Source organism: Streptomyces sp. NPDC058240, from assembly GCF_042882135.1.
Taxonomy (GTDB): Bacteria; Actinomycetota; Actinomycetes; order Streptomycetales; family Streptomycetaceae; genus Streptomyces.
Genome location: NZ_JBHVWT010000043.1, coordinates 1 through 19,177, shown reverse-complemented (window position 1 = coordinate 19,177; position 19,177 = coordinate 1). Strand labels below are relative to the sequence as shown.

Annotated in this window: 19 protein-coding genes; 10 read left to right on the top strand and 9 right to left on the bottom strand. The window is 70.0% G+C overall.

What is annotated here, in order from left to right; translation table 11 throughout:
- Complete coding sequence (locus ACFVX4_RS34785; protein WP_389985371.1) at nt 1–783, top strand: oxidoreductase; 783 nt, start codon at nt 1–3, stop codon at nt 781–783.
- The gene (locus ACFVX4_RS34780) at nt 780–2,147 is read left to right on the top strand and encodes a Ni/Fe hydrogenase subunit alpha (RefSeq protein WP_389985368.1); all 1,368 of its coding nucleotides are present in this window, start codon (nt 780–782) and stop codon (nt 2,145–2,147) included. Before ACFVX4_RS34785 ends, ACFVX4_RS34780 begins: the two co-directional genes overlap by 4 nt.
- Nucleotides 2,148–2,471: 324 nt before the next feature.
- On the opposite strand, the gene ACFVX4_RS34775 is transcribed toward ACFVX4_RS34780, so the two are convergent.
- Nucleotides 2,472–2,753 (bottom strand): dsRBD fold-containing protein, encoded by a 282-nt coding sequence (locus ACFVX4_RS34775; protein WP_389985365.1) that lies wholly within the window; start codon nt 2,751–2,753, stop codon nt 2,472–2,474.
- Between the two features lie 468 nt (nt 2,754–3,221).
- Here ACFVX4_RS34775 and ACFVX4_RS34770 point away from each other — a divergent pair, with 468 nt between their 5' ends.
- Nucleotides 3,222–3,476 carry a hypothetical protein gene (locus ACFVX4_RS34770; RefSeq protein WP_389985362.1) on the top strand — a complete coding sequence of 85 codons (255 nt, stop codon included), beginning with the start codon at nt 3,222–3,224 and terminating at the stop codon, nt 3,474–3,476.
- 210 nt (nt 3,477–3,686) lie between these two features.
- Here the strand turns inward: ACFVX4_RS34770 and ACFVX4_RS34765 are convergent, their stop codons facing one another.
- Nucleotides 3,687–4,130: a hypothetical protein gene (locus ACFVX4_RS34765; RefSeq protein ID WP_389985360.1), complete on the bottom strand. Its 444-nt coding sequence runs from the start codon at nt 4,128–4,130 to the stop codon at nt 3,687–3,689.
- Between the two features lie 163 nt (nt 4,131–4,293).
- On the opposite strand from ACFVX4_RS34765, the gene ACFVX4_RS34760 reads away from it, so the two are divergent.
- Nucleotides 4,294–4,641: a hypothetical protein gene (locus ACFVX4_RS34760; RefSeq protein WP_389985357.1), complete on the top strand. Its 348-nt coding sequence runs from the start codon at nt 4,294–4,296 to the stop codon at nt 4,639–4,641.
- A gap of 111 nt (nt 4,642–4,752) precedes the next feature.
- Here ACFVX4_RS34760 and ACFVX4_RS34755 read toward each other — a convergent pair whose 3' ends face one another.
- A complete protein-coding gene (locus ACFVX4_RS34755) occupies nt 4,753–5,211 on the bottom strand; it encodes a Crp/Fnr family transcriptional regulator (RefSeq protein ID WP_389985354.1) in 459 nt (152 codons plus the stop codon).
- A 119-nt stretch (nt 5,212–5,330) separates the two neighbouring features.
- On the opposite strand from ACFVX4_RS34755, the gene ACFVX4_RS34750 reads away from it, so the two are divergent.
- Together ACFVX4_RS34750 and ACFVX4_RS34745 are read left to right on the top strand one after the other, a co-directional pair.
- The gene (locus ACFVX4_RS34750; protein ID WP_389985351.1) at nt 5,331–5,537 is read left to right on the top strand and encodes a hypothetical protein; all 207 of its coding nucleotides are present in this window, start codon (nt 5,331–5,333) and stop codon (nt 5,535–5,537) included.
- Between the two features lie 347 nt (nt 5,538–5,884).
- A complete protein-coding gene (locus ACFVX4_RS34745; RefSeq protein ID WP_389985425.1) occupies nt 5,885–7,630 on the top strand; it encodes a GAF domain-containing sensor histidine kinase in 1,746 nt (581 codons plus the stop codon).
- Between the two features lie 32 nt (nt 7,631–7,662).
- Here ACFVX4_RS34745 and ACFVX4_RS34740 read toward each other — a convergent pair whose 3' ends face one another.
- Complete coding sequence (locus ACFVX4_RS34740) at nt 7,663–8,370, bottom strand: response regulator (protein WP_389985348.1); 708 nt, start codon at nt 8,368–8,370, stop codon at nt 7,663–7,665.
- Between the two features lie 555 nt (nt 8,371–8,925).
- Here ACFVX4_RS34740 and ACFVX4_RS34735 point away from each other — a divergent pair.
- Both ACFVX4_RS34735 and ACFVX4_RS34730 read left to right on the top strand, forming a co-directional pair.
- On the top strand, nt 8,926–9,531 hold the full coding sequence (locus ACFVX4_RS34735) for a hypothetical protein (RefSeq protein ID WP_389985345.1): 606 nt from the start codon (nt 8,926–8,928) through the stop codon (nt 9,529–9,531).
- Nucleotides 9,532–9,755: 224 nt separating this feature from the next.
- Nucleotides 9,756–9,923: a hypothetical protein gene (locus tag ACFVX4_RS34730; protein ID WP_389985342.1), complete on the top strand. Its 168-nt coding sequence runs from the start codon at nt 9,756–9,758 to the stop codon at nt 9,921–9,923.
- A gap of 26 nt (nt 9,924–9,949) precedes the next feature.
- On the opposite strand, the gene ACFVX4_RS34725 is transcribed toward ACFVX4_RS34730, so the two are convergent.
- The 4 genes from ACFVX4_RS34725 to ACFVX4_RS34710 all read right to left on the bottom strand — a co-directional run bounded on the left by ACFVX4_RS34725 (nt 9,950) and on the right by ACFVX4_RS34710 (nt 14,305).
- Complete coding sequence (locus tag ACFVX4_RS34725; protein ID WP_389985339.1) at nt 9,950–10,825, bottom strand: universal stress protein; 876 nt, start codon at nt 10,823–10,825, stop codon at nt 9,950–9,952.
- Nucleotides 10,826–10,885: 60 nt separating this feature from the next.
- Entirely contained in the window at nt 10,886–11,887 is a 1,002-nt protein-coding gene (locus tag ACFVX4_RS34720; protein ID WP_389985337.1) for an Acg family FMN-binding oxidoreductase, read from the bottom strand.
- 131 nt (nt 11,888–12,018) lie between these two features.
- Nucleotides 12,019–12,672: a CBS domain-containing protein gene (locus tag ACFVX4_RS34715; RefSeq protein WP_389985335.1), complete on the bottom strand. Its 654-nt coding sequence runs from the start codon at nt 12,670–12,672 to the stop codon at nt 12,019–12,021.
- Between the two features lie 205 nt (nt 12,673–12,877).
- Nucleotides 12,878–14,305, bottom strand: coding sequence for an MBL fold metallo-hydrolase RNA specificity domain-containing protein (locus tag ACFVX4_RS34710; RefSeq protein WP_389985333.1), 1,428 nt, complete (start codon nt 14,303–14,305; stop codon nt 12,878–12,880).
- Between the two features lie 168 nt (nt 14,306–14,473).
- On the opposite strand from ACFVX4_RS34710, the gene ACFVX4_RS34705 reads away from it, so the two are divergent.
- Complete coding sequence (locus ACFVX4_RS34705) at nt 14,474–15,547, top strand: zinc-dependent alcohol dehydrogenase family protein (RefSeq protein WP_389985330.1); 1,074 nt, start codon at nt 14,474–14,476, stop codon at nt 15,545–15,547.
- On the top strand, nt 15,544–17,946 hold the full coding sequence (locus ACFVX4_RS34700) for a glycoside hydrolase family 65 protein (protein WP_389985327.1): 2,403 nt from the start codon (nt 15,544–15,546) through the stop codon (nt 17,944–17,946). The genes ACFVX4_RS34705 and ACFVX4_RS34700 overlap by 4 nt, the downstream gene beginning before the upstream one ends.
- A gap of 93 nt (nt 17,947–18,039) precedes the next feature.
- Here the strand turns inward: ACFVX4_RS34700 and ACFVX4_RS34695 are convergent, their stop codons facing one another.
- Complete coding sequence (locus ACFVX4_RS34695) at nt 18,040–18,801, bottom strand: HAD family hydrolase (RefSeq protein WP_389985324.1); 762 nt, start codon at nt 18,799–18,801, stop codon at nt 18,040–18,042.
- Nucleotides 18,802–19,177: the final 376 nt, after the last annotated feature.

Here is a 19,177-nt window from a genome sequence, read left to right as displayed (position 1 = left end):
ATGACCACGAGCGATCGCCCGAAACTCGCCGTCTGGAAGTTCGCCTCCTGCGACGGATGCCAGCTCACGCTGTTGGACTGCGAGGACGAACTCCTCGGCATCGCCGAAAGGGTGGAGATCTCACACTTCCTGGAGGCTTCCAGCGCCGACGCACCGGGCCCGTACGACCTGTCGCTGATCGAGGGATCGGTCACCACCCAGCAGGACGTCGACCGGATCCAGCACATCCGGGCCGTCTCCAAGCGGTTGGTGACCATCGGGGCGTGCGCGACCGCAGGTGGCATCCAGGCGCTGCGCAACTACGCGGACGTCGCCGACTTCCAGGCTGTCGTCTATGCCAGACCGGACTACATCGAGACACTCGCCACCTCCACACCCATCAGCGCCCATGTCCCGGTGGACTTCGAGTTGCGCGGCTGCCCCATCGACCGAGGTCAACTGGTGGAGGTCATCACCGCCTACCTGGCCGAACGCAAACCCGACGTACCCGCGCACAGCGTCTGCTTCGAGTGCAAGCAGCGCGGCACGGTCTGCGTGACGGTAGCCCACGGTACGCCCTGCCTGGGGCCGGTCACCCACGCCGGATGCGGTGCGCTCTGCCCCGTGTACGGGCGCGGCTGTTACGGCTGCTTCGGCCCGTCCAACTCGACCAACTTCCCCTCATTCATCCCCCTCCTGCGTCGCGACGGCATGGACACCCTCGACGTGGTGCGGGTGCTGCGCACCTTCAATACCGCCGCTCCCGAGTTCGACGCGGCCTCCCGGAAGGAACTGGAAGGTTGACCCACCGCCGCTCAAGGCTGTTGCAAGTCGGATCGCTCGCCCGCGTCGAGGGCGAGGGCGCACTGCATCTGCGCATGGACGGCGACAAGGTCACCGAAGCCCGGCTGGCGATCTACGAACCGCCACGCTTCTTCGAGGCGTTCCTGCGCGGACGCTCCTACACCGAGCCGCCCGACATCACCTCCCGGGTGTGCGGGATCTGCCCGGTCGCGTACCAGATGAGTGCTTGCCGAGCGATCGAGGACGCCTGCGGCGTCGTCGTGGACGGGCCGTTGGCGGCGCTGCGCCGGCTGCTCTACTGCGGTGAATGGATCGAGAGCCAGACGTTGCACATCTACCTCCTCCACGCGCCCGACTTCTTCGGCTGCGACAGCGCCATCGACCTCGCACGCACCCGGCGTGCCGACGTTGAACGCGGCCTTCGGCTCAAACAAGTCGGCAACGCGATCCTCGAACTGCTGGGCGGCCGGGCGATCCACCCGATCAATGTCCGCCTCGGTGGCTTCCACCGCATCCCGACCACGAACGAACTGCGCCCGCTGGCAGAGCGGTTGCGCCGGGCCCGGGACGACGCGGCCCAAACCGTGCGGTGGGTGGCCGGCTTCGAGTTCCCCGACGCCGGATGCGACAACGACCTGTTCGCCCTGTCCGAGCCCGGAACCTACGCCATCGAATCCGGCACCCCGACCGTCATGGCCGCGCCACACACCGCCGACCTTCCCCCCGAATCCGACCGCGCGCTGCCCACCCGTACCTTCGGGGCCCACGATTTCGGCGCCCACGTCACCGAGAGCCAGGTACCCCACTCCACCGCCCTCCACTCCCTGCTGGACAACCGCCGCCATCTCACCGGCTCACTCGCCCGGTACGCCATCAGCGGCCGCTGGCTGTCCCCGATCGCCCTCCAGGCCGCCCACGACGCCGGACTCGGCGACCCCCGGCAGGGCACTGTCTGCCGAACCCCCTTCCGCAGCATCATCGTCCGAGCGGTTGAGGTGCTCTACGCGGTCGACGAGGCACTGCGGATCATAGACGCCTACGAACCCCCGCCGCGCCCCTACGCCGACGTGCCCTCACGAGCCGGTACCGGGCATGGGGCGACCGAGGCGCCGCGCGGCCTCCTGTACCACCGCTACACCCTCGACTCCGAAGGGACCGTCACCGACGCCAGCCTTGTCCCGCCGACCGCGCAGAACCTGGGTGCGATCGAGGAGGACCTCCGCCGAATCGTGCAGGAACGCCTGGGAGACGGCGACCCCACCGACGCGGAGCTGACCACCCTGTGCGAACGGGCGATCCGCAATCACGACCCGTGCATCTCATGCTCGGCCCACTTCCTCAACCTGACCGTCGAGCGAACCTGAAGGTCGAACAAGGGGGGTGTGAATCGGCGAGCCACCTCACCGATCCGGCGTCGGCCGCTGTGCCGACGTAGCTCGTTGCGGCCGTACTGCAACAGCCGTCCCTGCACCTTGGTGGGGGTCAGCAGCACCCGCGAACTGCGCAGACCGCAGGTGAGTGCCGCACGGCAAGCATCGGGGCCGTGTACAGGTGCATCCCGAGCACGCCGGATGTCAGGCGGTGCCATGACTCCGGCTGAGGAAGAGGCTCTTTCAGGGGCGGGGATCGCTCGGCTATGGCGGATCTCGTCCTGCCCACCAGCCGGGGCAGCTCCTCTTGACGCCCGTTCAACCGGGTGCGGCCAAGTCACCCGACGTGGAGTCGGTTCTTCCGGCGCGGAGCAGCTGGTTGCCGAGGTCGATCAGGGCCCGGCCGACGGCGAACTCGTCGCCGATCTCGGGAACGGGTGTGTCGTGAGGGTTGCGCTGGGCGGAGGTGCGACTCCGAAGGGTGGTGTCACCGGTGTCGAGGACGGCGTGAACCTTGGTGAGGTCACCTTCCTCGAAGAGGTCCAGACGTACGCTCCACTGCTTGCTGTGTGGCTTCTCGGTGCTGGTGTGCCGGGTCATGGCCAAGACTTCCTTCTGTCGAATGGTGCAGGCTGCTGGGACACGGTCGCCGTTGACCGTTGTCGGTCCGCCGGATTTCTACGATGGCGAAGCACACCCGGTTCCCAGATCCGGGGCGACAACGATCCTTCTCGAATTGCTCTGACCTCCATACTGCGCCGTGTGAGCTGTCCCGGACTTGGGCCTACTGGCCCGCAGGGTGTGCCGGACAGGTCCGTCCGGCACACCCTGCGGGCCGTCCCGCGAGTACGCCTTGCGGAGCCCGTCCCGGGGCGGGCTCCGCAAGGCGACCTCCCGTGCCCGCGACGGACGGCGTGTCATCGGGAGTGCGGTCTTTCTTCCTGCAGCACGCTGGAGGCCCGGCGACGTCGTACGGCGTCTTCGGGCGCAGCGGCGGGTGAGCAGTCGGCACGACACAGGAGACGCTTGTCGACTTGCGTGGCTGGAGAATGTAGGTCCAGTACTACGTTGTTCAACTGGAACATGGCTGTCTGGCCAAGGAAGATGTCGCTGATGTCGTCACAGAACGATCCGTCCTCCGCATCCGATTCCTCGCCCCGGGAGTTGGTGCGCGGGGTCCTCATCTGCTTCGATACTTTCGCCCGGATCCGCGGCGGTCGTGACAGCATTCTCGGGGCGAACCGCAGCACTTCGCAGCACGAGCAGCGCGCCTTCGACGATCTGGCGCAAGCCATTACTCGGCTCCGCAGCACTCTCGAATGATGAAGCGGGCGGCGAAGGCAAGCATCGGGACGAGGTACGCCGGGGCGACGGCTGCTTGTGTCGGTACCGGATGCGACAGCGTGTGCCCGAAGGAGCCCCGAGGCTACTGGTCGAGCGTGTCACAGGCTGCGACTTCCCGCGCACCGCCGACGCCTGGGTGTCGGCCGACGAGGGCCTTGGCCCGCACCACCCCGGCGGTCCAACCTGCACTCATGGCGCTTCGCCCCGGCCAGGGCCGCCGGGCTGGCGCAGTGCGTCGGTCACCGCGTGGTCCACCAGGTCCGGAATACGCTCCCTGGCCTGCCTCCGGACCACCGAAGCAGTGCGGTCCCCGGCGGCGCGAAGGGCGTCCGCTTCCCGCCGGGCCTCCCGGAGGACGGGTTCCGCAGCCTGTCGGCGGATCTCGGGAGCACGCTCCCGGGCGGCCTCCACCAGTTCTGCCGCCTCCCGCGCGGCGTCCCGCCGCACGGCTGCGGCCACCTCGTCCGCCGAGGCCCGGATCCGTGCCGCCTCCCGCTGTACATCCATCAGCTGTGCGAGAGCGGGTTCCAGTTCCGCGGCGCGTTCGGCCGTACGGTCGGCGGGCACGCCGGTGGCGGACGCTCCCGGTGTTCCCGCCGGACGGAACCGCTCCAGGAAGTCACGCAGACTCATCGGTGGCCTCCCGCCGGTCGGCTGCTCCTTCATTCTCACCGATCCCGTTCCACCCCGCACCGGATAGGGCCGTCATTTCCACCAGGGCCGTTCGGCTCTTGGCAAGGGCGGCCGGAGCGGAAGACTGGGACGGTAGGCAACCCGACGGAGTCCGGAGGCCGCCGTGAACAGGCACGAGAACCACTCCGCGGAGGCCGAGGCACGGCGCACTGTCCCGGCTGAAGAGGCTTCCGGTCACCGATCGCGGGGCCGCTTGGTCGGCGTCGTACGCCGCAACGCGCCACTGCAGGCTCTCATCAGGGACGACGCCGAAATCCGGGCTGAGGTCGTGGCAAGGATCGAGTCGTGCTGCCCGCCCGGCGACCGGGAATCGGTGGCGGCGGCCGTGCACGACGGCATCGTGGAGTCGACCGGGAACATGCCTCCGGCCGACGCGGCTCGGCCGGTGGCGGAGGTGGGAGGCATCGCCGATGTCGTCGAGGTGAAGAACCTCCTCACCGCCGGGACATGACGGTACGCGGGGGACCCGAGGGTACGGGGGCGCGCAGCCCCGGCGTGTGCTATCACGCCGGTCACCCGTTGCGGGCCGATGTGTATACCGTCCCCCTCCGAGAGCGGGTGGTCACGTCAGGCCACCGCTGCCGTAGGGGGCAAAGAGGTCGAGCAGCCGGACCCGGGAGGCGCGCAGCCGCTGGGCGACCACCCGGCCGACCCAGACCGCGATCGCCCGGCCGAACTCCGGGTCCTCTGCACACATCGCCCGGACTGCCTCTGCGTCGAACTCCCAGGCCCGTACCGGGCTCATCGCCTCGGCGCCCAAGTGCCAGGTGAAGGGCGGGAAATGCCAGGACCAGCCGACCAGTTCGCCGCGCCCGATCGACTCGATGACGGCGGGACGACGGCCCGGCACATGCAGGTCGAGGGCGACGGTGCCGGTGCGGATGATCCAGAAGCGGTCGGCGTGCCGGCCCTCCTCGAACAGGCGGGTGCCGGCATCGAAGGAGACTTCGCGGGCGAGGCGCATCAGGCGGTCGCGGTGCTCGGTGGGCAAGGCAGTGGTCATGGCGGTGGCGGAAGTCATCACACCGGCTCCCTTCGTGGTCTCTGCTTCCAGCGTGAGCGCCTGCGGGTCCCGCCACCACGGGCCGCTCGGCTTCGACCAGCCAGCATCAGTGCGATGAGCACCCTGGCCAGGTATTCATGGATGGCAAGGGTGCCACCGGGAGCGAGGACCGCGATCAGGTCGACGCCTGCATGGCCGTGGCGGAGCGCGGCGACCACCCAGCCCACCGCCGGTGGGACCGCGAGCAGGTTGCCCAGGCCTCACAGCAGTTCGACGAGGCCCTCGTCGCCGGTGTGCCAGGCGGCGCCTCCTGCGTTGAGGGCCGCGGCCGTGACAGTCAGTAGCGTGGGCTCCAACCGTGAGGCGACCGCTCCGGACGGAGAGCACAGCCGTGTGGTGAAAGCGGCGGTTCATGATGTACCTCTGTCCGTCCGGCAAGATTGCCTGCGGTCCGGTCCCTGTTCATCACACCCTGACGGGGCGGGCCCGCGGCAGGGGACGAACGGCTCTGTCACCAGGGCCGTACGACGCTCTTCGCGTCTCCGGGCCCGGAGGCGGTCGCGGCGTGCGAACAAGCGCGATGGCGAGGTCCAGAGCGATGTCCGTGGACGTTTGTCAGGGCCGGTTGCCGTCCACCGGATGCTTCTCGCCGTGGGGCTACTACCGTGAAGGTGTGACCCTGCTAGGCAACATGGGTCACGGCGGAGGCACTGTGGGCGACAACGGTGACAAGGGGTCTGGCGACTGCGGAGAGGCGCACCGTCGGCTGGGCGCGCTGCCGGGCGATCTGCAGGAGCGGCTGGACGCGGTGAGGAAGGGGCCGGCGGAGGCGGCCCTGCTGCTGGATGCCGTGATGTCGGTGGGCAGAGGGCTCGATCTGCCCCAGGTGCTGCGCAGGATCGTCGAGGCCGCGGTTGTCGTGGTCGATGCCGAGTACGGGGCCCTGGGAGTGGTCGGTGAGGGGACTCGGCTCGCACAGTTCCTGCCGGTGGGCGTCACGGCGGAGCAGCGCGAGGCCATCGGCCCTCTGCCCGAGGGGCACGGCATCCTCGGTGAGCTGATCCGCCACCCCGAGCCGTTGCGGCTGGTGGAACTCTCCGAGCATCCGTCGTCCTACGGGTTTCCGCCGGACCATCCCCCGATGCACTCGTTCCTGGGGGTTCCCGTCCGGGTTCACGACAAGGTGTTCGGCAATCTGTACCTGACGGAGAAGCGGGGCGGCCGGGTCTTCGACGCCGAGGACGAAACCGTGCTCTCGACACTCGCGGTGGCGGCGGGAATGGCCATCGAGAACGCCCGTCTGTACGCGGAGACGCGCGACCGTCAACGCTGGCAGGAAGCCAACAGCGAGATCGTCGCGGCTCTGCTGAGCGGGGTGGACGAGGGGCGCGTCCTGCGGATGATCGTGGACCACTCCTCGCACATCCTCGCCGCGGACCTCGGTGTGCTGGCGCTTCCCGCGGAAGACGACCGCCTCCGGGTGGCACAGGCGTCCGGGCTGGATGCCGGGACGCATCGTGGTCTGGTCCTGCCGCGGACGGGAACGTTCGCCGGCGCCGCCCTGGACGCGGGTGAGCCGATCACCAGCCTCGACGTCGAACACGATCCGAGAATCACCGGGGGCCCGCCGAGGTGGGCGGGGCTCGGCCCCGCCGTCGCGGTTCCGATGGTCACGGGGGAGCGGACCCGTGGGGTGCTGCTGCTGGCCCGGGTACGCGGGCGTCCCGCCTTCACCGATGCGGAGACCGCGCCACTGCTGGTGTTCGCCGGACAGGCGGCACTGGCGATGGAGCTCACCGAACGGCGCGAGTCCGCCGAGCAGATCGCCCTGCTGGAGGAACGCGACCGTATCGCCAGGGACCTGCACGACCTGGCCATTCAGCGGCTGTTCGCCACCGGGATGACCCTGCAGAGCGTGGTGCGGCTCGTGGACCAGCCGCAGGCGAGCGAGCGGGTGCTGCGCGCGGTGGACGATCTGGACGAGACCATCAAGATCATCCGGTCCACCATCTTCGGACTCCGCGCCGGTGGTCAGGGCCGGGCCGGCCAGGGGCTGCGTGCCCGGACGGCGGCCACGGTCGAACGGGCCGCCCGGACTCTGGGCTTCCAGCCGTCGCTGCGGATGGGAGGGCTGATCGACACGGACGTGCCGGCCGGGACCGCCGAACAGGTGATCGCGGTGCTCGGCGAGGCGCTGAGCAACGTCGCTCGCCATGCACGGGCGACGGCGGTGGACATCTCGCTGGTGGTGGGAGAAGGCGAGGTGAACCTGGTCGTGTCCGACAACGGTGTGGGCATGCCCGGGCACATCGGTTCCCGGAGCGGGCTCGACAACCTCGCACGGCGCGCGGAGAAGCTCGGCGGCGAGATGAGTGTGGGGGAGTCCGCACAGGGCGGCACCCGGATCGGCTGGCGGGTGCCGCTGCGACTCTCCTGATGCCGTGCGGGGCGCTTCGAGGAGCCGTACGGTCAGATCCGGTGGTGCCCGGCACCGGGCGGGGAGGCTTCCGTGGCGTGCGCGGCGATCACGGCGGCCTGGATGCGGCGTTCGACACCGAGCTTGGCCAGCAGACGGGAGATGTGGTTCTTGACCGTCTTCTCCGACAGGTAGAGGCGCTTGCCGATCTGGCTGTTGGTGAGTCCTTCGCCGATCAGCGCGAGGACATCCTTCTCCCTCGGGGACAGCCCCGCCAGGGCGTCGTCCTCGGAGCAGGTACCGGATTCCTCCTCGCGCAGGCTGTTCATCAGCCGTGCCGTCGTCGACGGGTCGAGGGTCGAGCGCCCGGAGGCCAGGGTGCGGACGGCGGTGACGAGGTCCGAGCCCTTGATCTCCTTCAGTACGTAGCCGGCCGCCCCGGCCATGATGGCGTCGAGCAGTGCTTCGTCGTCGTCGAACGAGGTCAGCATCAGGCAGGCCAGTTCCGGCATCCGTGAGCGCAGCTCACGGCAGACCGTGATCCCGTCGCCGTCCGGCAGCCGCACGTCGAGGATCGCGACGTCGGGACGGAGGGCCGGACCGCGGGCCAGCGCGTGATCGGCCGTGCCGGCGTCGCCGACGACTTCGATGTCGGGTTCCGCGTCGAGCAGATCCTGCACGCCGCGTCTCACAACCTCGTGGTCGTCCACCAGGAAGACGCGGATCGGTTGCTGCGCCGAGAACCCCGTGTCGTCGCTCATCGTGGCCCTCCTAGCCGTCAGGGGTTACGCAGTCCCGCTACGTCATCGTGAGTTCGTACAAGCGGAACACACCAGGGTCGAACGGTCCCGTTCTCCGGTCCGTTCAGGCCTCAGGACCCTCGGCGCGGGGACCGTACAGCTGCAGCAGCCGTGTCCCTGTTCCGCACCGGCGCTCTGCCACGGTCTCGGCGACGAACCTGTACACCGCCGGCCCAGCACCGCAACGGGCTGCCCGGCCTGGGTCACACCCGCGCCCAGGTGCCACACGCGCGAGGGGAGAGGCAGGGCCGGCCCAGCAGAAGTGTCATCCTCCACGCATCCTTCGTGGTGATCCGGTCCAGTCATCGGGCCGACCACTGTTCTGCGTGCTCCGTCCACTCCATCGTGGACGCCCGGGGCGCATGGTGCTTGGGCCGACCGGCCTGGTTCCGCGACCCGCTCAGCCCATGCCGCCGGCCGCACGGGGTGGCCAGGATGGTGGCATCCGCTTCTGCCTGCGGACTTCGCAATGCGCTACGGGCAAGCGGCGGTGCAGCAGGGGAATGAGGCCGGATCATGACTGAAGAAGAGCCTCCTGGAGCAGGCCGAGGACTCGGCGGGGCCGGTACCCGTGGGCTGCCGGTCCGCGCCTCGGACCGGATCCAGCGTTGGGGCAGGGTGCTCCTGGTTGTGGTCTTCCTGCTCGCGGCACCCTCTGCATCGGTCGCCACGGGCCGTGCGGTGCACAACGCCGAGACCCGTCGTGCTGCCGCACTCTCCGATACGACGAGAGTCGAGGCTCGGCTCGTCTCCGATGCCGGCGGCCCCGTGGTGGATGCCAGAGCGCAGTCACTGGTGCGCGCCTCCGTCCGGTGGACACAGCCCGACGGTCACGTGCGCACGGCGGTGGTCAGTGTCTGGGCGGGCAGCCCGGCCGGGACCGCGGTCCCGATCTGGACCACTGCTCAAGGTGTGGCCACCAGCAGGGGACCCGCGACACCCGGCGAAGCCGTTGCGTCCGCGTGGATGACGGCAACAGTGACGTTGGCGCTGGCGACGGGACTGTTCGCCGCAGTGTGGAAGGCCTTCACGACGTTGGTGGACAACATCAGGTGCAGGGGGTGGGAGAAGGAGTGGGACAAGGTGGAAGCCGAGCTGTCCGAGCGGTTCCGAAATCGCTAGCGGATCGGCATACGTGACTCCGAGGAGAGACCATGGACAGCACTCGATCAAGTGTGACCATGACGGGACCGGTCGTGGTCGGCACCGAGGGCTCCGACCATGCGACGCGGGCGGTGCGGTGGGCCGCGGGCTAGGCGGCTGCTCGCGGTCGGCCGCTGCGGATCGTGTACGCAACCGCGATGGGCCACGGGAGACCCGTACCTCACCCGACAGTGGGTCTCTGCATGGCAACGATGTCCGATGGTGCGGACCGGCTCGCCGCGGACCAGTCGACCGCCACTGCCCGGCTCGTCGCGCCCGTGCGCGTGCGCGAGGAATTCCCGGACCTCATGGTGAGCGAACACATCGTTCACCACGCGCACTGCCCGGTCCTCCTCGTACCCCATCCGTGATGAGGACCGACGCCGCGCTCAGGCGTTCAGTGGGTGTCAGGGACGACGGCGACGGGGCAGGACGCGTAGTGCAACACCGCGTGGTTCACCGGACCGAGGTGCGGACCGCGGTGTCCGCCGGGACGGCGCGCGCCGACGACCAGGAGTTCCGCTCCCTCGGCCTCCTCGATGAGTACCTGGTGCACGGGTCCCTGCACCACGGCCCGGTGGACGACGGCTTCGGTCCCGGTCCGTTCGAGTACGGCCAGTACGTCTTCGAGGTGTTCCTCGGCCTGTTGTCGGTGTGCGGAGGCCGGGGAGCCCGCGAGCAGCGGATGGTCCGCGGTTTCGTGGGCGGGGCAGCGCCAGGCGCGTACGGCGATCAGTTCGCTGTGGCGTGATGTCGCCTGGGCGAGTGCGAAACGGGCGGACGCCGACGGTCCGGGTGCGTCGCCGATTCCGACAACGACGCGGCCCGGCTTCGGCTGAGCGTCCGGTGCGGCCGCCGGGATCACGACGACCGGGCAGTGGGACCGGCCCGCGACGGCGAGACTCACGGAACCTAGAAGCATGCCGGCGATCCGGCCGCGGCCCCGGGAGCCGAGGACGACCAGGGCTGCCTCATGGCTCTCGCGCACCAGCGCGTTCACCGGATCCTCGGGCTGTACGTCGGCGACCACCCGCACCTCCGCGTGGAGGCGATGCACACGTTCCTGCGCGGACGCGACGAGATGCTCGGCGAGGATCTGCTCGGCCGGACGCCCGGTGTCGAAGGTGGGACGCATGCCTTCGTAGTGCTCCCACAACGACGCATGGACGACGCGCAGGGGAATCCGTGAGTGCGCCGCTTCCGCTGCGGCCCAGTCCAGGGCACGGAGACTGCCCTCTGATCCGTCCACTCCGACGACTATCGGGAGCTGCATGGCTCCCACCGCCCTTCCTGCTCGGATGGCTGCCTGCTGCGATGTATGCGGTCGTGGTTTCTACGGTTCGATGGCCAGCACCTGGTCGAGGGGACGTCGTGGTGTGCGCGGCCCGCTCGGCCCGTACCCGAGGCGGATGATCATCTGCGGGTGCCCCGTGCCGAAGACCGGGTCGCGCAGGATCCAGCGCAGGTCCGGCCATTCGAGGGGCTGGGTGGCGAATGACGTGGACACCTGGTGGAGCGTGGCAGTGAGCAGTACACGTTCCAGGGCCTGACCGGCACGCAGCCAGTCCGCGGCGCGGTCGCCCGGCGTGCTCAGCAGGGCCAGTTGAGGCCGGTTCTCGAACAGGACACGGGCCCGGCCCGGGAAGACCCGGGTCCCGCCGAAGTCGCGCGTGGTGGCTCGTTCGGAGGCGTCGCGGGGGCCGAAGGCGTAGTCGGGGATTCCGTCCACGGGAGCCTCGTTCCTCGTGTTCCGTGTCCAGCGCTGTTGCTCCGCCTCCCGCTCCGGGTCTCCGCGGTCGTACCCCTCGGCGTCCCGGATCAGTCCGAGCACGGTCTCCAGGTGGATCGGGGTCAGGAATGCGAAGTCTGCGCCCTCGGCACGGGCCGCGTTGTCGAGGCGTGCCCGGACTTCGTCGGGGACCGGCCGTTCGTCGAACGGGTAGCGACTCGTGTGCCGGTCCCTGATCGCCGGGTGGAGAACGGCGAGGGCTCCATCGGCGGCTTCCAGTGGCGCGTCAGGGCGGATGCCGAGACGGACGGTGGCCAGTACGGTGGGGTCCGACGGCACGGGCAGCAGTGCGGTGGCCGCGTCCAGGCCGTGGTGCGCGGCGGACGCACGCAGGTTGAGCAGGGCCGCGCCGCAGCCGATGTGAAGGGCGCGGGTGGAGGGGTCGGCCTCCGGCATCGCGCGCTCGAAGTCCGCCCGGAGCGTGAGGGTGCGGCTGCGGCGTCCGTAGTCGAAGAGCCAGGGCTGGGCGTTGTGCATGGACGGGGCGGCAGTGGCATCGGCGACGAGGTCGGCCAGTGCGGTGTCTCCGAGTGCTTTGGTGAGCATCGTGGGTCTCCCGGAGGTCGAGAAGGGCGATGGCTTCAGCATGGAGCGGATCGCCGCCCTGTACGTATGGGCCGTTCGTCCCTTGCTCGGTCCCGGACGGCTCCTCGGCCGGGGTACCCGCATTCGCTCGGCTAGGCCGATTCCGGGCCTTCGAGCCGGCAGTCCACGCTGACGACGCCCTCCACGGATTGAGCGAGGCGGGCGGCGACGGGAATGAGGGCAACGTCGGGGACGCGGCCGGTGAGCGTGGCCACACCCCAGGTGACGCCGACCTTCACGTCCCGGTGCGAGCCGGGGAACAGCCGGTCCACGACCTCACGCCGTATCTCGGCGGCCAGGTCGTCGTCGGGGCGCAGGAAGATCTTGAGGAGATCGGCGCGGCTGACGATGCCCTTGAGCCTGCCGTCGGCGTCGACGACCGGAAGGCGCTTGATACGCCGGGCGGCCATGAGCCGGGCGGCCTGCGGGAGGGACGCGCCGGGCCCGGTCGTGATGGCGGGACTCGTCATCAGCTCCTCGGCCCGGACCGAGCCGGCCTTGGCCGTGTCGCCCAGGCGGCGCATGTCGTCGATCATGCCGGGCGGGTGGTCGTGGAACTCCTCCTTCGGGAGCAGGTCGGCTTCGGAGACGACGCCGACGACAGGCCCTCCGGCTTCGACGACAGGCACGGCGGTGACCTGCCACCGCTCCATGGCGTCGGCGATCTCCTTGAATTCCGTGTCGGGCGTGACGGTGACGACGGCCTCCGTCATGACGTCGTTGACGGTGTACCGGGTGGAGGTCATGGCAGGTTCCTCGATGGGCGCGGGCGGGCGAGCGGCCGATCGCCGCCGTGGGGCGAACGTGGATGAACAGGTCCGATGGGGCCGTGGCGTCGGATCTGCGACGGACGAGGCTCCCGCGGCGTACACGGTGTGCCTCCCGTCCTTCATGCACAGCCTTGCACCGGAGGGAACGTGCTGCAGGACCAGGACGGGGAACCTCGGCCGGTCAGCGGACCAGGACGGCCTCTCCGGGCCTGGGTACGACCGCTGTCCAGCCCAGCTCACGGTCGATCCGGTTCCGAAGGGCGTCGGATGACGCCTCCTCTCCGTGCACGACATAGGTCGTATGGGGTGCGGAGGCGCCGCGCAGCCAGTCCATGATCTGGCCGGCGTCGGCGTGTGCGGAAAAGTGCGGGAGGTCCGCCACCTCCGCGCGTACGGGCACGTACTCGCCGAACATCTTGAGCGTGCGAGCCCCGTCGACCAGGTCACGGGCCCTGGTGCCGGCGGCTGCGAAACCGACGACGACAACGGCATTGCGTGGATCGGGCAGGAGCCGGTGGAGGTGGTGCAGGACCCGGCCGCCGGTGGCCATGCCGGCGGACGAGACAATGACGGCAGGTCCGGGCGCACTGTTGATGGAGATGGATTCCTGGACGGTTCGGGCGGTGCGGAACGGGGCCGGGCTGATCGCTTGTTCGCCCAGGGCGAGGATCTCGGGCCTGATCTCGGGGGAACGGTCACGCAGCGCCTCGCGGTAGACATCGAGCGCGGCCAGAGCCATGGGACTGTCCACGTACACGGGAACCGATCGCGGCAGGGTCCCGCTGTGGCGCAGTCCTGCGAGTTCGTGGAGGACGACCTCGGTACGGTCGATCGCGAAGGCGGGAATGATCGCGGTACCGCCCCGCGCGAACGTACGGGCGAGTACGGCCGCGAATTCCGCCTGGGCCCTTTCGGGCTCGTGGGCGCGGTCGCCGTACGTCGACTCCGTGAGCAGCACGTCGGCGCCCGAGAACGGCTCCGGAGGCAGCAGCAGCGGATGGCCGGGGCGGCCGAGGTCGCCGCTCGCGGCGAGGGTGTGGCCGTCTTCGAGGGTCAGGTGGGCCCAGGCGGAGCCGAGGATGTGCCCACCGTGATGCAGGACGAGCCGGGTGCCGGCCATGATCTCGATCTCGCTGCCGGGCTCCACGGGGTCGAAGAAACTGACGGTGGTGTCGACATCGGACTCGTCGTAGAGCGGTTTGGCGGGCCGGTGCTTGGACCAGCCGTGTTCGTTGGCGTGCTGAGCCGCTTCCATCTGCAGGCGCGCACTGTCACGGAGGACGATCTCCGCGAGCCTGGCGGTGTGGGCGGTGGTCAGGATCGGTCCTCGGAAGCCGTGGCGGACCAGTCGGGGCAGATAGCCGCAGTGGTCCAGGTGGGCATGGGTGATGACTACGGCATGGATGGACGAGGCGTCGCACGGCAGCTTCGCCCAGTTGCGGCGGCGCAGGTCCGCGAAACCCTGGAAGAGGCCGCAGTCGAGGAGGATCCGGGCGTGATCGCTCTCGATGAGGAACTTGCTGCCGGTGACGGTCCGGACGCCGCCGAGGAAGCGCAGCAGCGCGGGTCTCGTTCCGGGCGCGGCCAGACGCGGTTCTGCCTCGGACATCGCCGGCCCCTTCTTCGGTGGATGGCAGCGTCTTCACCCTCACATCCCCGTAGCCGGGGCGGGAGGGGCCCGAAAGGTCCCGGCGGGGACCGACCGGCCCATGCGGGACGGGCCCGCGCCGGGTCAGCCTGAGGGAGAACCTCGGGGACACAGAAGAGGGGCGGCACAGTGAAGGCACTCGTTTTTCAGGGCCCGGGACGGATCGCGTGGCAGGACGTTCCGGAGCCCGTGGTCAAGGACGCCGACGACGCGGTGGTCCGCGTCGATGCCGTCACCATCTGCGGCACTGACCTGCACATCATCAAGGGCGACGTGCCCGAGGTGACGCCAGGCCGGGTGCTGGGGCACGAGGCCGTCGGCACGGTGGTCGAGGCCGGGGCAGGCGTCCGTACAGTCCGGCCCGGTGACCGGGTCCTTATCTCGTGCATATCCGCGTGCGGCCGGTGCCGCTACTGCCGTGAGGGCCACTACGGGCAGTGCCGCGGTGGTGGCGGCTGGGTGCTTGGCCACACCGTCGACGGCACCCAGGCCGAATACGTACGGGTGCCGTTCGCCGACCTGTCCGTGCACCCTTTGCCGGCCTCGGTCGACAGCCATGACGGCGTGCTGCTGGCCGACATCTTCCCGACCGCCTACGAGGTCGGGGTGCTGAACGGCGGCGTACGGCCGGGCGACACCGTCGTCGTGGTCGGCGCGGGCCCCATCGGGCTCGCCGCCATCGTCGGCGCCGGCCTCTACAGCCCCGGGAGGATCATCGCCGTCGACCTCGCCGAATCCCGGCTGGCCGCCGCACGCTCCCTGGGCGCGGATGCGACGGCGGGTGCGGCCGAGGAGCCCGGACAACTCGTCGACGACCTCACCGAGGGCCTCGGCGCGGACGTCGTCATCGAAGCCGTCGGCGTGCCCGAAGCCTTCGAGATGTGCACCCGCATGGTTCGGCCCGGAGGCCGCGTCGCGAACATCGGCGTCCACGGCAGGCCGGCGACGCTCCACCTCGAAGATCTGTGGAGCAAGGACATCACCATCACCACGGGGCTGGTCGACACGTACTCCACGCCCATGCTGCTGGGCATGCTGGCCGCCGACCGGCTGCCGTCGTCATCACTGATCACCCACCGCTTCGAGCTCGGGCAGATGGAAGAGGCCTATGACGTGTTCTCCCGTGCCGCGGATACCGGTGCGCTCAAGGTGGTGCTGGGAGGACCGCAGCACAACGAGATAATCGCCCCGGCTCAGCCATGAGCACAGCGTGCACCTGGGACTTCAACGGCTACGACCCCAAGGCGGAGCGGAGGATCGAAGCCCTGTGCACGCTCGGCAACGGCAGATTCGCCACCAGGGGCGCCGCGCCCGAGTCGCCTGCCGACGCGGTCCACTATCCCGGCGCCTACGCGGCCGGGTGCTACGACCGGCTCTTCTCGGAGGTCTCGGGAGAGCGGGTCGGCAACGAGGACATGGTCAACCTGCCCGACTGGACGCGCCTGCGCTACCGCTGCCTGCCGGACGACGGACCGGCGGGGGACTGGCTCACCACCGATGACCCGAGTCTGCGGCGGCACAAGGTTTCGCTCGATCTGCGAGGCGGCGTTCTCACCCGCCGTCTGTTCTTCCAGGACGGTCACGGGCGTCGGCTCGGCGTCACCCACACCAGACTCGTTCACATGGGCGACCCGTATCTCGCCGCCCAGAGAACGACCTTCCACGGGTACGGCTGGAGCGGGGCCGTCGAGGTCGAGTCCGTCCTCGACGGTGACGTCACCAACGCCGGTGTCGAGCGATACCGCGGGCTGGACGGACGCCATCTCACCGGCCACCGCGCCGGAGCCGAGGCGGACGGCGTGGCCTGGCTGTCCTGCCGGACCCGTTCGTCCCGGATCCGGATCGCCGTCGCAGTGCGTACAACGTCGCGGCCCCTCGTCGCGGTGGGATCGAGCTGCACCGGAACCGGAACGGTCCAGAGATTCAGGCTGCCGGTCTCCCGCGGGCGTTCCGCCGCCGTCGTGAAGTGCGCCGCGTTGTACACATCGCTGGACCGCCCTTCGGGCGACCCTCTGCCGCTTGCTGTCGAGCGCGCGTCGCACACGACGCCGTTCGAGGCGCTGCTGGCCTCCCACCGTGCGGCCTGGGAACGCCTGTGGAGCCAGGGCGAACTGAAGGTACCCGGCGAAGCCGGGCGTATCCTCCGGCTCCACCTCTTCCACCTCCTCCAGACGCTGTCCCCGCACACGGCCGAGCTGGACGTCGGAGTGCCCGCCAGGGGACTGCACGGCGAGGCGTACCGAGGGCATGTCTTCTGGGACGAGTTGTTCGTACTGCCCTGCATCACCCTGCACTTTCCGGAGGTGGCACGGGGCCTTCTCATGTACCGCCACCGTCGTCTGCCCGCGGCCCGTGACGCGGCCCGCCGGACGGGCCTGCGAGGAGCGATGTTCCCCTGGCAGAGCGGCAGTTCGGGCGCCGAGGAGACGCAGACGCTGCATCTCAACCCCCGCTCCGGCCGCTGGCTTCCCGACCACTCGCACTTGCAGCGCCACGTCGGATCGGCCATCGCCTGGAACGTGTGGCGGTACGGGCAGAGCACCGGCGACACCGGATTCGTCCAAGGGCCGGGGGCGGAGCTGCTCCTCGATATCGCCGGCTACTGGGGTGCCGCGGCCACGTACGACGCCGATCGCGAGCGCTACCGCATCCGCGGTGTGGTGGGCCCGGACGAGTACCACGACGCCTACCCCGGGGCCGCTGCTCCCGGGATCGACGACAACGCGTACACCAATGTGACCGCGGCCTGGGTGCTCGCACGCGCACTCGAGGTATGGGGCGGGCTCCCCGAGGCCCGTCGACGGGAGCTGGCCGAGCGGCTCGGCCTGGACGACGGGACACTGAGCCGCTGGGAGGAGATCTCCCGTCGGCTGTACGTGCCGTTCCACGGCGGTGTCATCAGCCAGTTCGAGGGCTACGGCGAGCTGGTCGAACTGGACTGGGACGCCTACCGTTCCCGCTACTGCGACATCCGTCGGCTCGACCGGATCCTGGAGTCCGAGGGGGACACGGTCAATCGCTATCAGGCGTCCAAGCAGGCCGACGCACTCATGCTCGGCTACCTCTTCCGTCCGGCCGAACTGCGGTCCCTGTTCGACCGTCTCGGGTACCGGCTCGATGACGAGATGTGGCGCGCGACGGTCGGCTACTACCTGGATCGCACCAGTCATGGTTCGACCCTCAGCAGCCTGGTGCACGGCTGGGTGCTCGCGCGGGAGAGCGGCCCGGACGCCTGGCGGTACTGCGAGGAAGCCCTGCTCAGCGATGTGGCGGATGTTCAGGGCGGCACCACCGGCGAAGGCATCCACCTCGGTGCCATGGCCGGCACCCTCGATCTCGTCGAACGGGGCATCGCGGGGCTGGAGGCGGGCCCGGACGGGCTCCGTGTCGATCCCATTCCGCTCAGGGAGGTGCCGCGCTGCACGTTCACGTTCTGCTACCGCGGGCACAGGGGCATCCGTGTCCGACTGCTGCCGGGCCGACTGGGGATTCGCGTGCCCCGCTCGCGGCCGGCTTCCCCGCTGACCGTGTGCTTGCCCGGCGAGCGGCTGGTGACCGTGGCCGCGGGGGAGCAGCACTGGTTCCGCCTGCCCGTGCGCTGACTCCTCGCAGGTCCGGCGCCGTCCGCTGGACCGACCGGAGCATTTGACCGGCCCCTGGTTTTCGCGTGATCCAGGCAGTACGGGCCGTAGTTCTCAGTCCTTTGCGAGGGCCAGCAGCTCGCCGGGGTCGGCCACGACCACATCGGCGCCGTGGCGGCGCAGTCCGGCCGAATTGCTTCCTCCGTCCGTACGGTCCACTCCCACCACCAGACCGAATCCGCCCCGCCGGCCGGCCTCGACCCCGGCCAGCGCGTCCTCCAGTACAGCCGTGTCCCGAGCCGGAACGCCCAGCCGCCGGGCCGCCTCCAGGAAGAGCGCCGGGTCCGGTTTGCCCGGAAGACCCAGCCGATGCGTTTCGTTGCCGTCCACCACGCTCCGGAAGAGGTGGATCACGCCTGCCGCGGTCATCAGCTCGGTCGCATGGCGGGACGCCGAAACAGCGGCGCAGGGTATCCGCTCACGCCGCAGCGTGTGCAGCAGGCGGACGGTGCCGGGCCAGGCGGCGACACCGTGCGCACGCACGTTCGCGGTGAACAGTTCTTCCTTGCGGGCCGCGACGGCCCACACCGTGGCGGTGCCCGGGGCGTCGTCGGGATCACCGAGCGGCAGATTCAGCCCCCGGGAGGCCAGGAAGCCGGCGGCCCCGTCCAGCCGTGACCGGCCGTCGACATGGCGGAGATAGTCGTCCACCGGATCGAAGGGCCGCTGCCCACCCGCGGCCGACAGACAGGCATCGAAGGCGCCCTGCCAAGCCGCGGCATGGACCCGTGCGGAATCGATGACCACGCCGTCGGTATCGAAGACCACGGCCCGCAGTGAGCGCAGGCAGGCTGCCAGGGGCGGTGTGCCGCTCATGACAGATCCCTTCGTGAGGGGCCCTCTCCATGGCATCACGGCTGCCGGCCGAGGGCGCGCCGACCGCAGGCGCGGGCTTCGGCACCTGCCCGAACGGCCGGGAGCCGTTGTGGCACTGAGCGGCGTGCGGCCGGGGGCCTCCGATCTGCGGTGAGCGTTTGCCGGGCCTGCGCGGCGGCGTCAGGCTGGGAGCATGGTGTCGGAGTCGGCTTCGAACGTGCTGACCGGGTGGGTTGTTCAGAGTCCTGGTCCGATGGCGGGCGGCCCACTGGTGCCCGTGCGGCGTGCCGTGCCCTCGCCGGGGCCCGGTGAGCTGTTGCTGAGCGTGGAGGCGTGCGGCGTCTGCCGCACGGACCTGCACCTTGCCGAAGGAGAC

Bases quoted from the DNA above. Each gene is read 5' to 3' on its own strand.
- ACFVX4_RS34785 (WP_389985371.1), top strand. From the start codon at position 1: ATGACCACGAGCGATCGCCCGAAACTCGCCGTCTGGAAGTTCGCCTCC.
- ACFVX4_RS34775 (WP_389985365.1), bottom strand. From the start codon at position 2,753: ATGACCCGGCACACCAGCACCGAGAAGCCACACAGCAAGCAGTGGAGC.
- ACFVX4_RS34765 (WP_389985360.1), bottom strand. From the start codon at position 4,130: ATGAGTCTGCGTGACTTCCTGGAGCGGTTCCGTCCGGCGGGAACACCG.
- ACFVX4_RS34755 (WP_389985354.1), bottom strand. From the start codon at position 5,211: ATGACTTCCGCCACCGCCATGACCACTGCCTTGCCCACCGAGCACCGC.
- ACFVX4_RS34750 (WP_389985351.1), top strand. From the start codon at position 5,331: ATGGATGGCAAGGGTGCCACCGGGAGCGAGGACCGCGATCAGGTCGAC.
- ACFVX4_RS34745 (WP_389985425.1), top strand. From the start codon at position 5,885: ATGGGTCACGGCGGAGGCACTGTGGGCGACAACGGTGACAAGGGGTCT.
- ACFVX4_RS34740 (WP_389985348.1), bottom strand. From the start codon at position 8,370: ATGAGCGACGACACGGGGTTCTCGGCGCAGCAACCGATCCGCGTCTTC.
- ACFVX4_RS34735 (WP_389985345.1), top strand. From the start codon at position 8,926: ATGACTGAAGAAGAGCCTCCTGGAGCAGGCCGAGGACTCGGCGGGGCC.
- ACFVX4_RS34730 (WP_389985342.1), top strand. From the start codon at position 9,756: ATGGCAACGATGTCCGATGGTGCGGACCGGCTCGCCGCGGACCAGTCG.
- ACFVX4_RS34725 (WP_389985339.1), bottom strand. From the start codon at position 10,825: ATGCAGCTCCCGATAGTCGTCGGAGTGGACGGATCAGAGGGCAGTCTC.
- ACFVX4_RS34720 (WP_389985337.1), bottom strand. From the start codon at position 11,887: ATGCTCACCAAAGCACTCGGAGACACCGCACTGGCCGACCTCGTCGCC.
- ACFVX4_RS34715 (WP_389985335.1), bottom strand. From the start codon at position 12,672: ATGACCTCCACCCGGTACACCGTCAACGACGTCATGACGGAGGCCGTC.
- ACFVX4_RS34710 (WP_389985333.1), bottom strand. From the start codon at position 14,305: ATGTCCGAGGCAGAACCGCGTCTGGCCGCGCCCGGAACGAGACCCGCG.
- ACFVX4_RS34700 (WP_389985327.1), top strand. From the start codon at position 15,544: ATGAGCACAGCGTGCACCTGGGACTTCAACGGCTACGACCCCAAGGCG.
- ACFVX4_RS34695 (WP_389985324.1), bottom strand. From the start codon at position 18,801: ATGAGCGGCACACCGCCCCTGGCAGCCTGCCTGCGCTCACTGCGGGCC.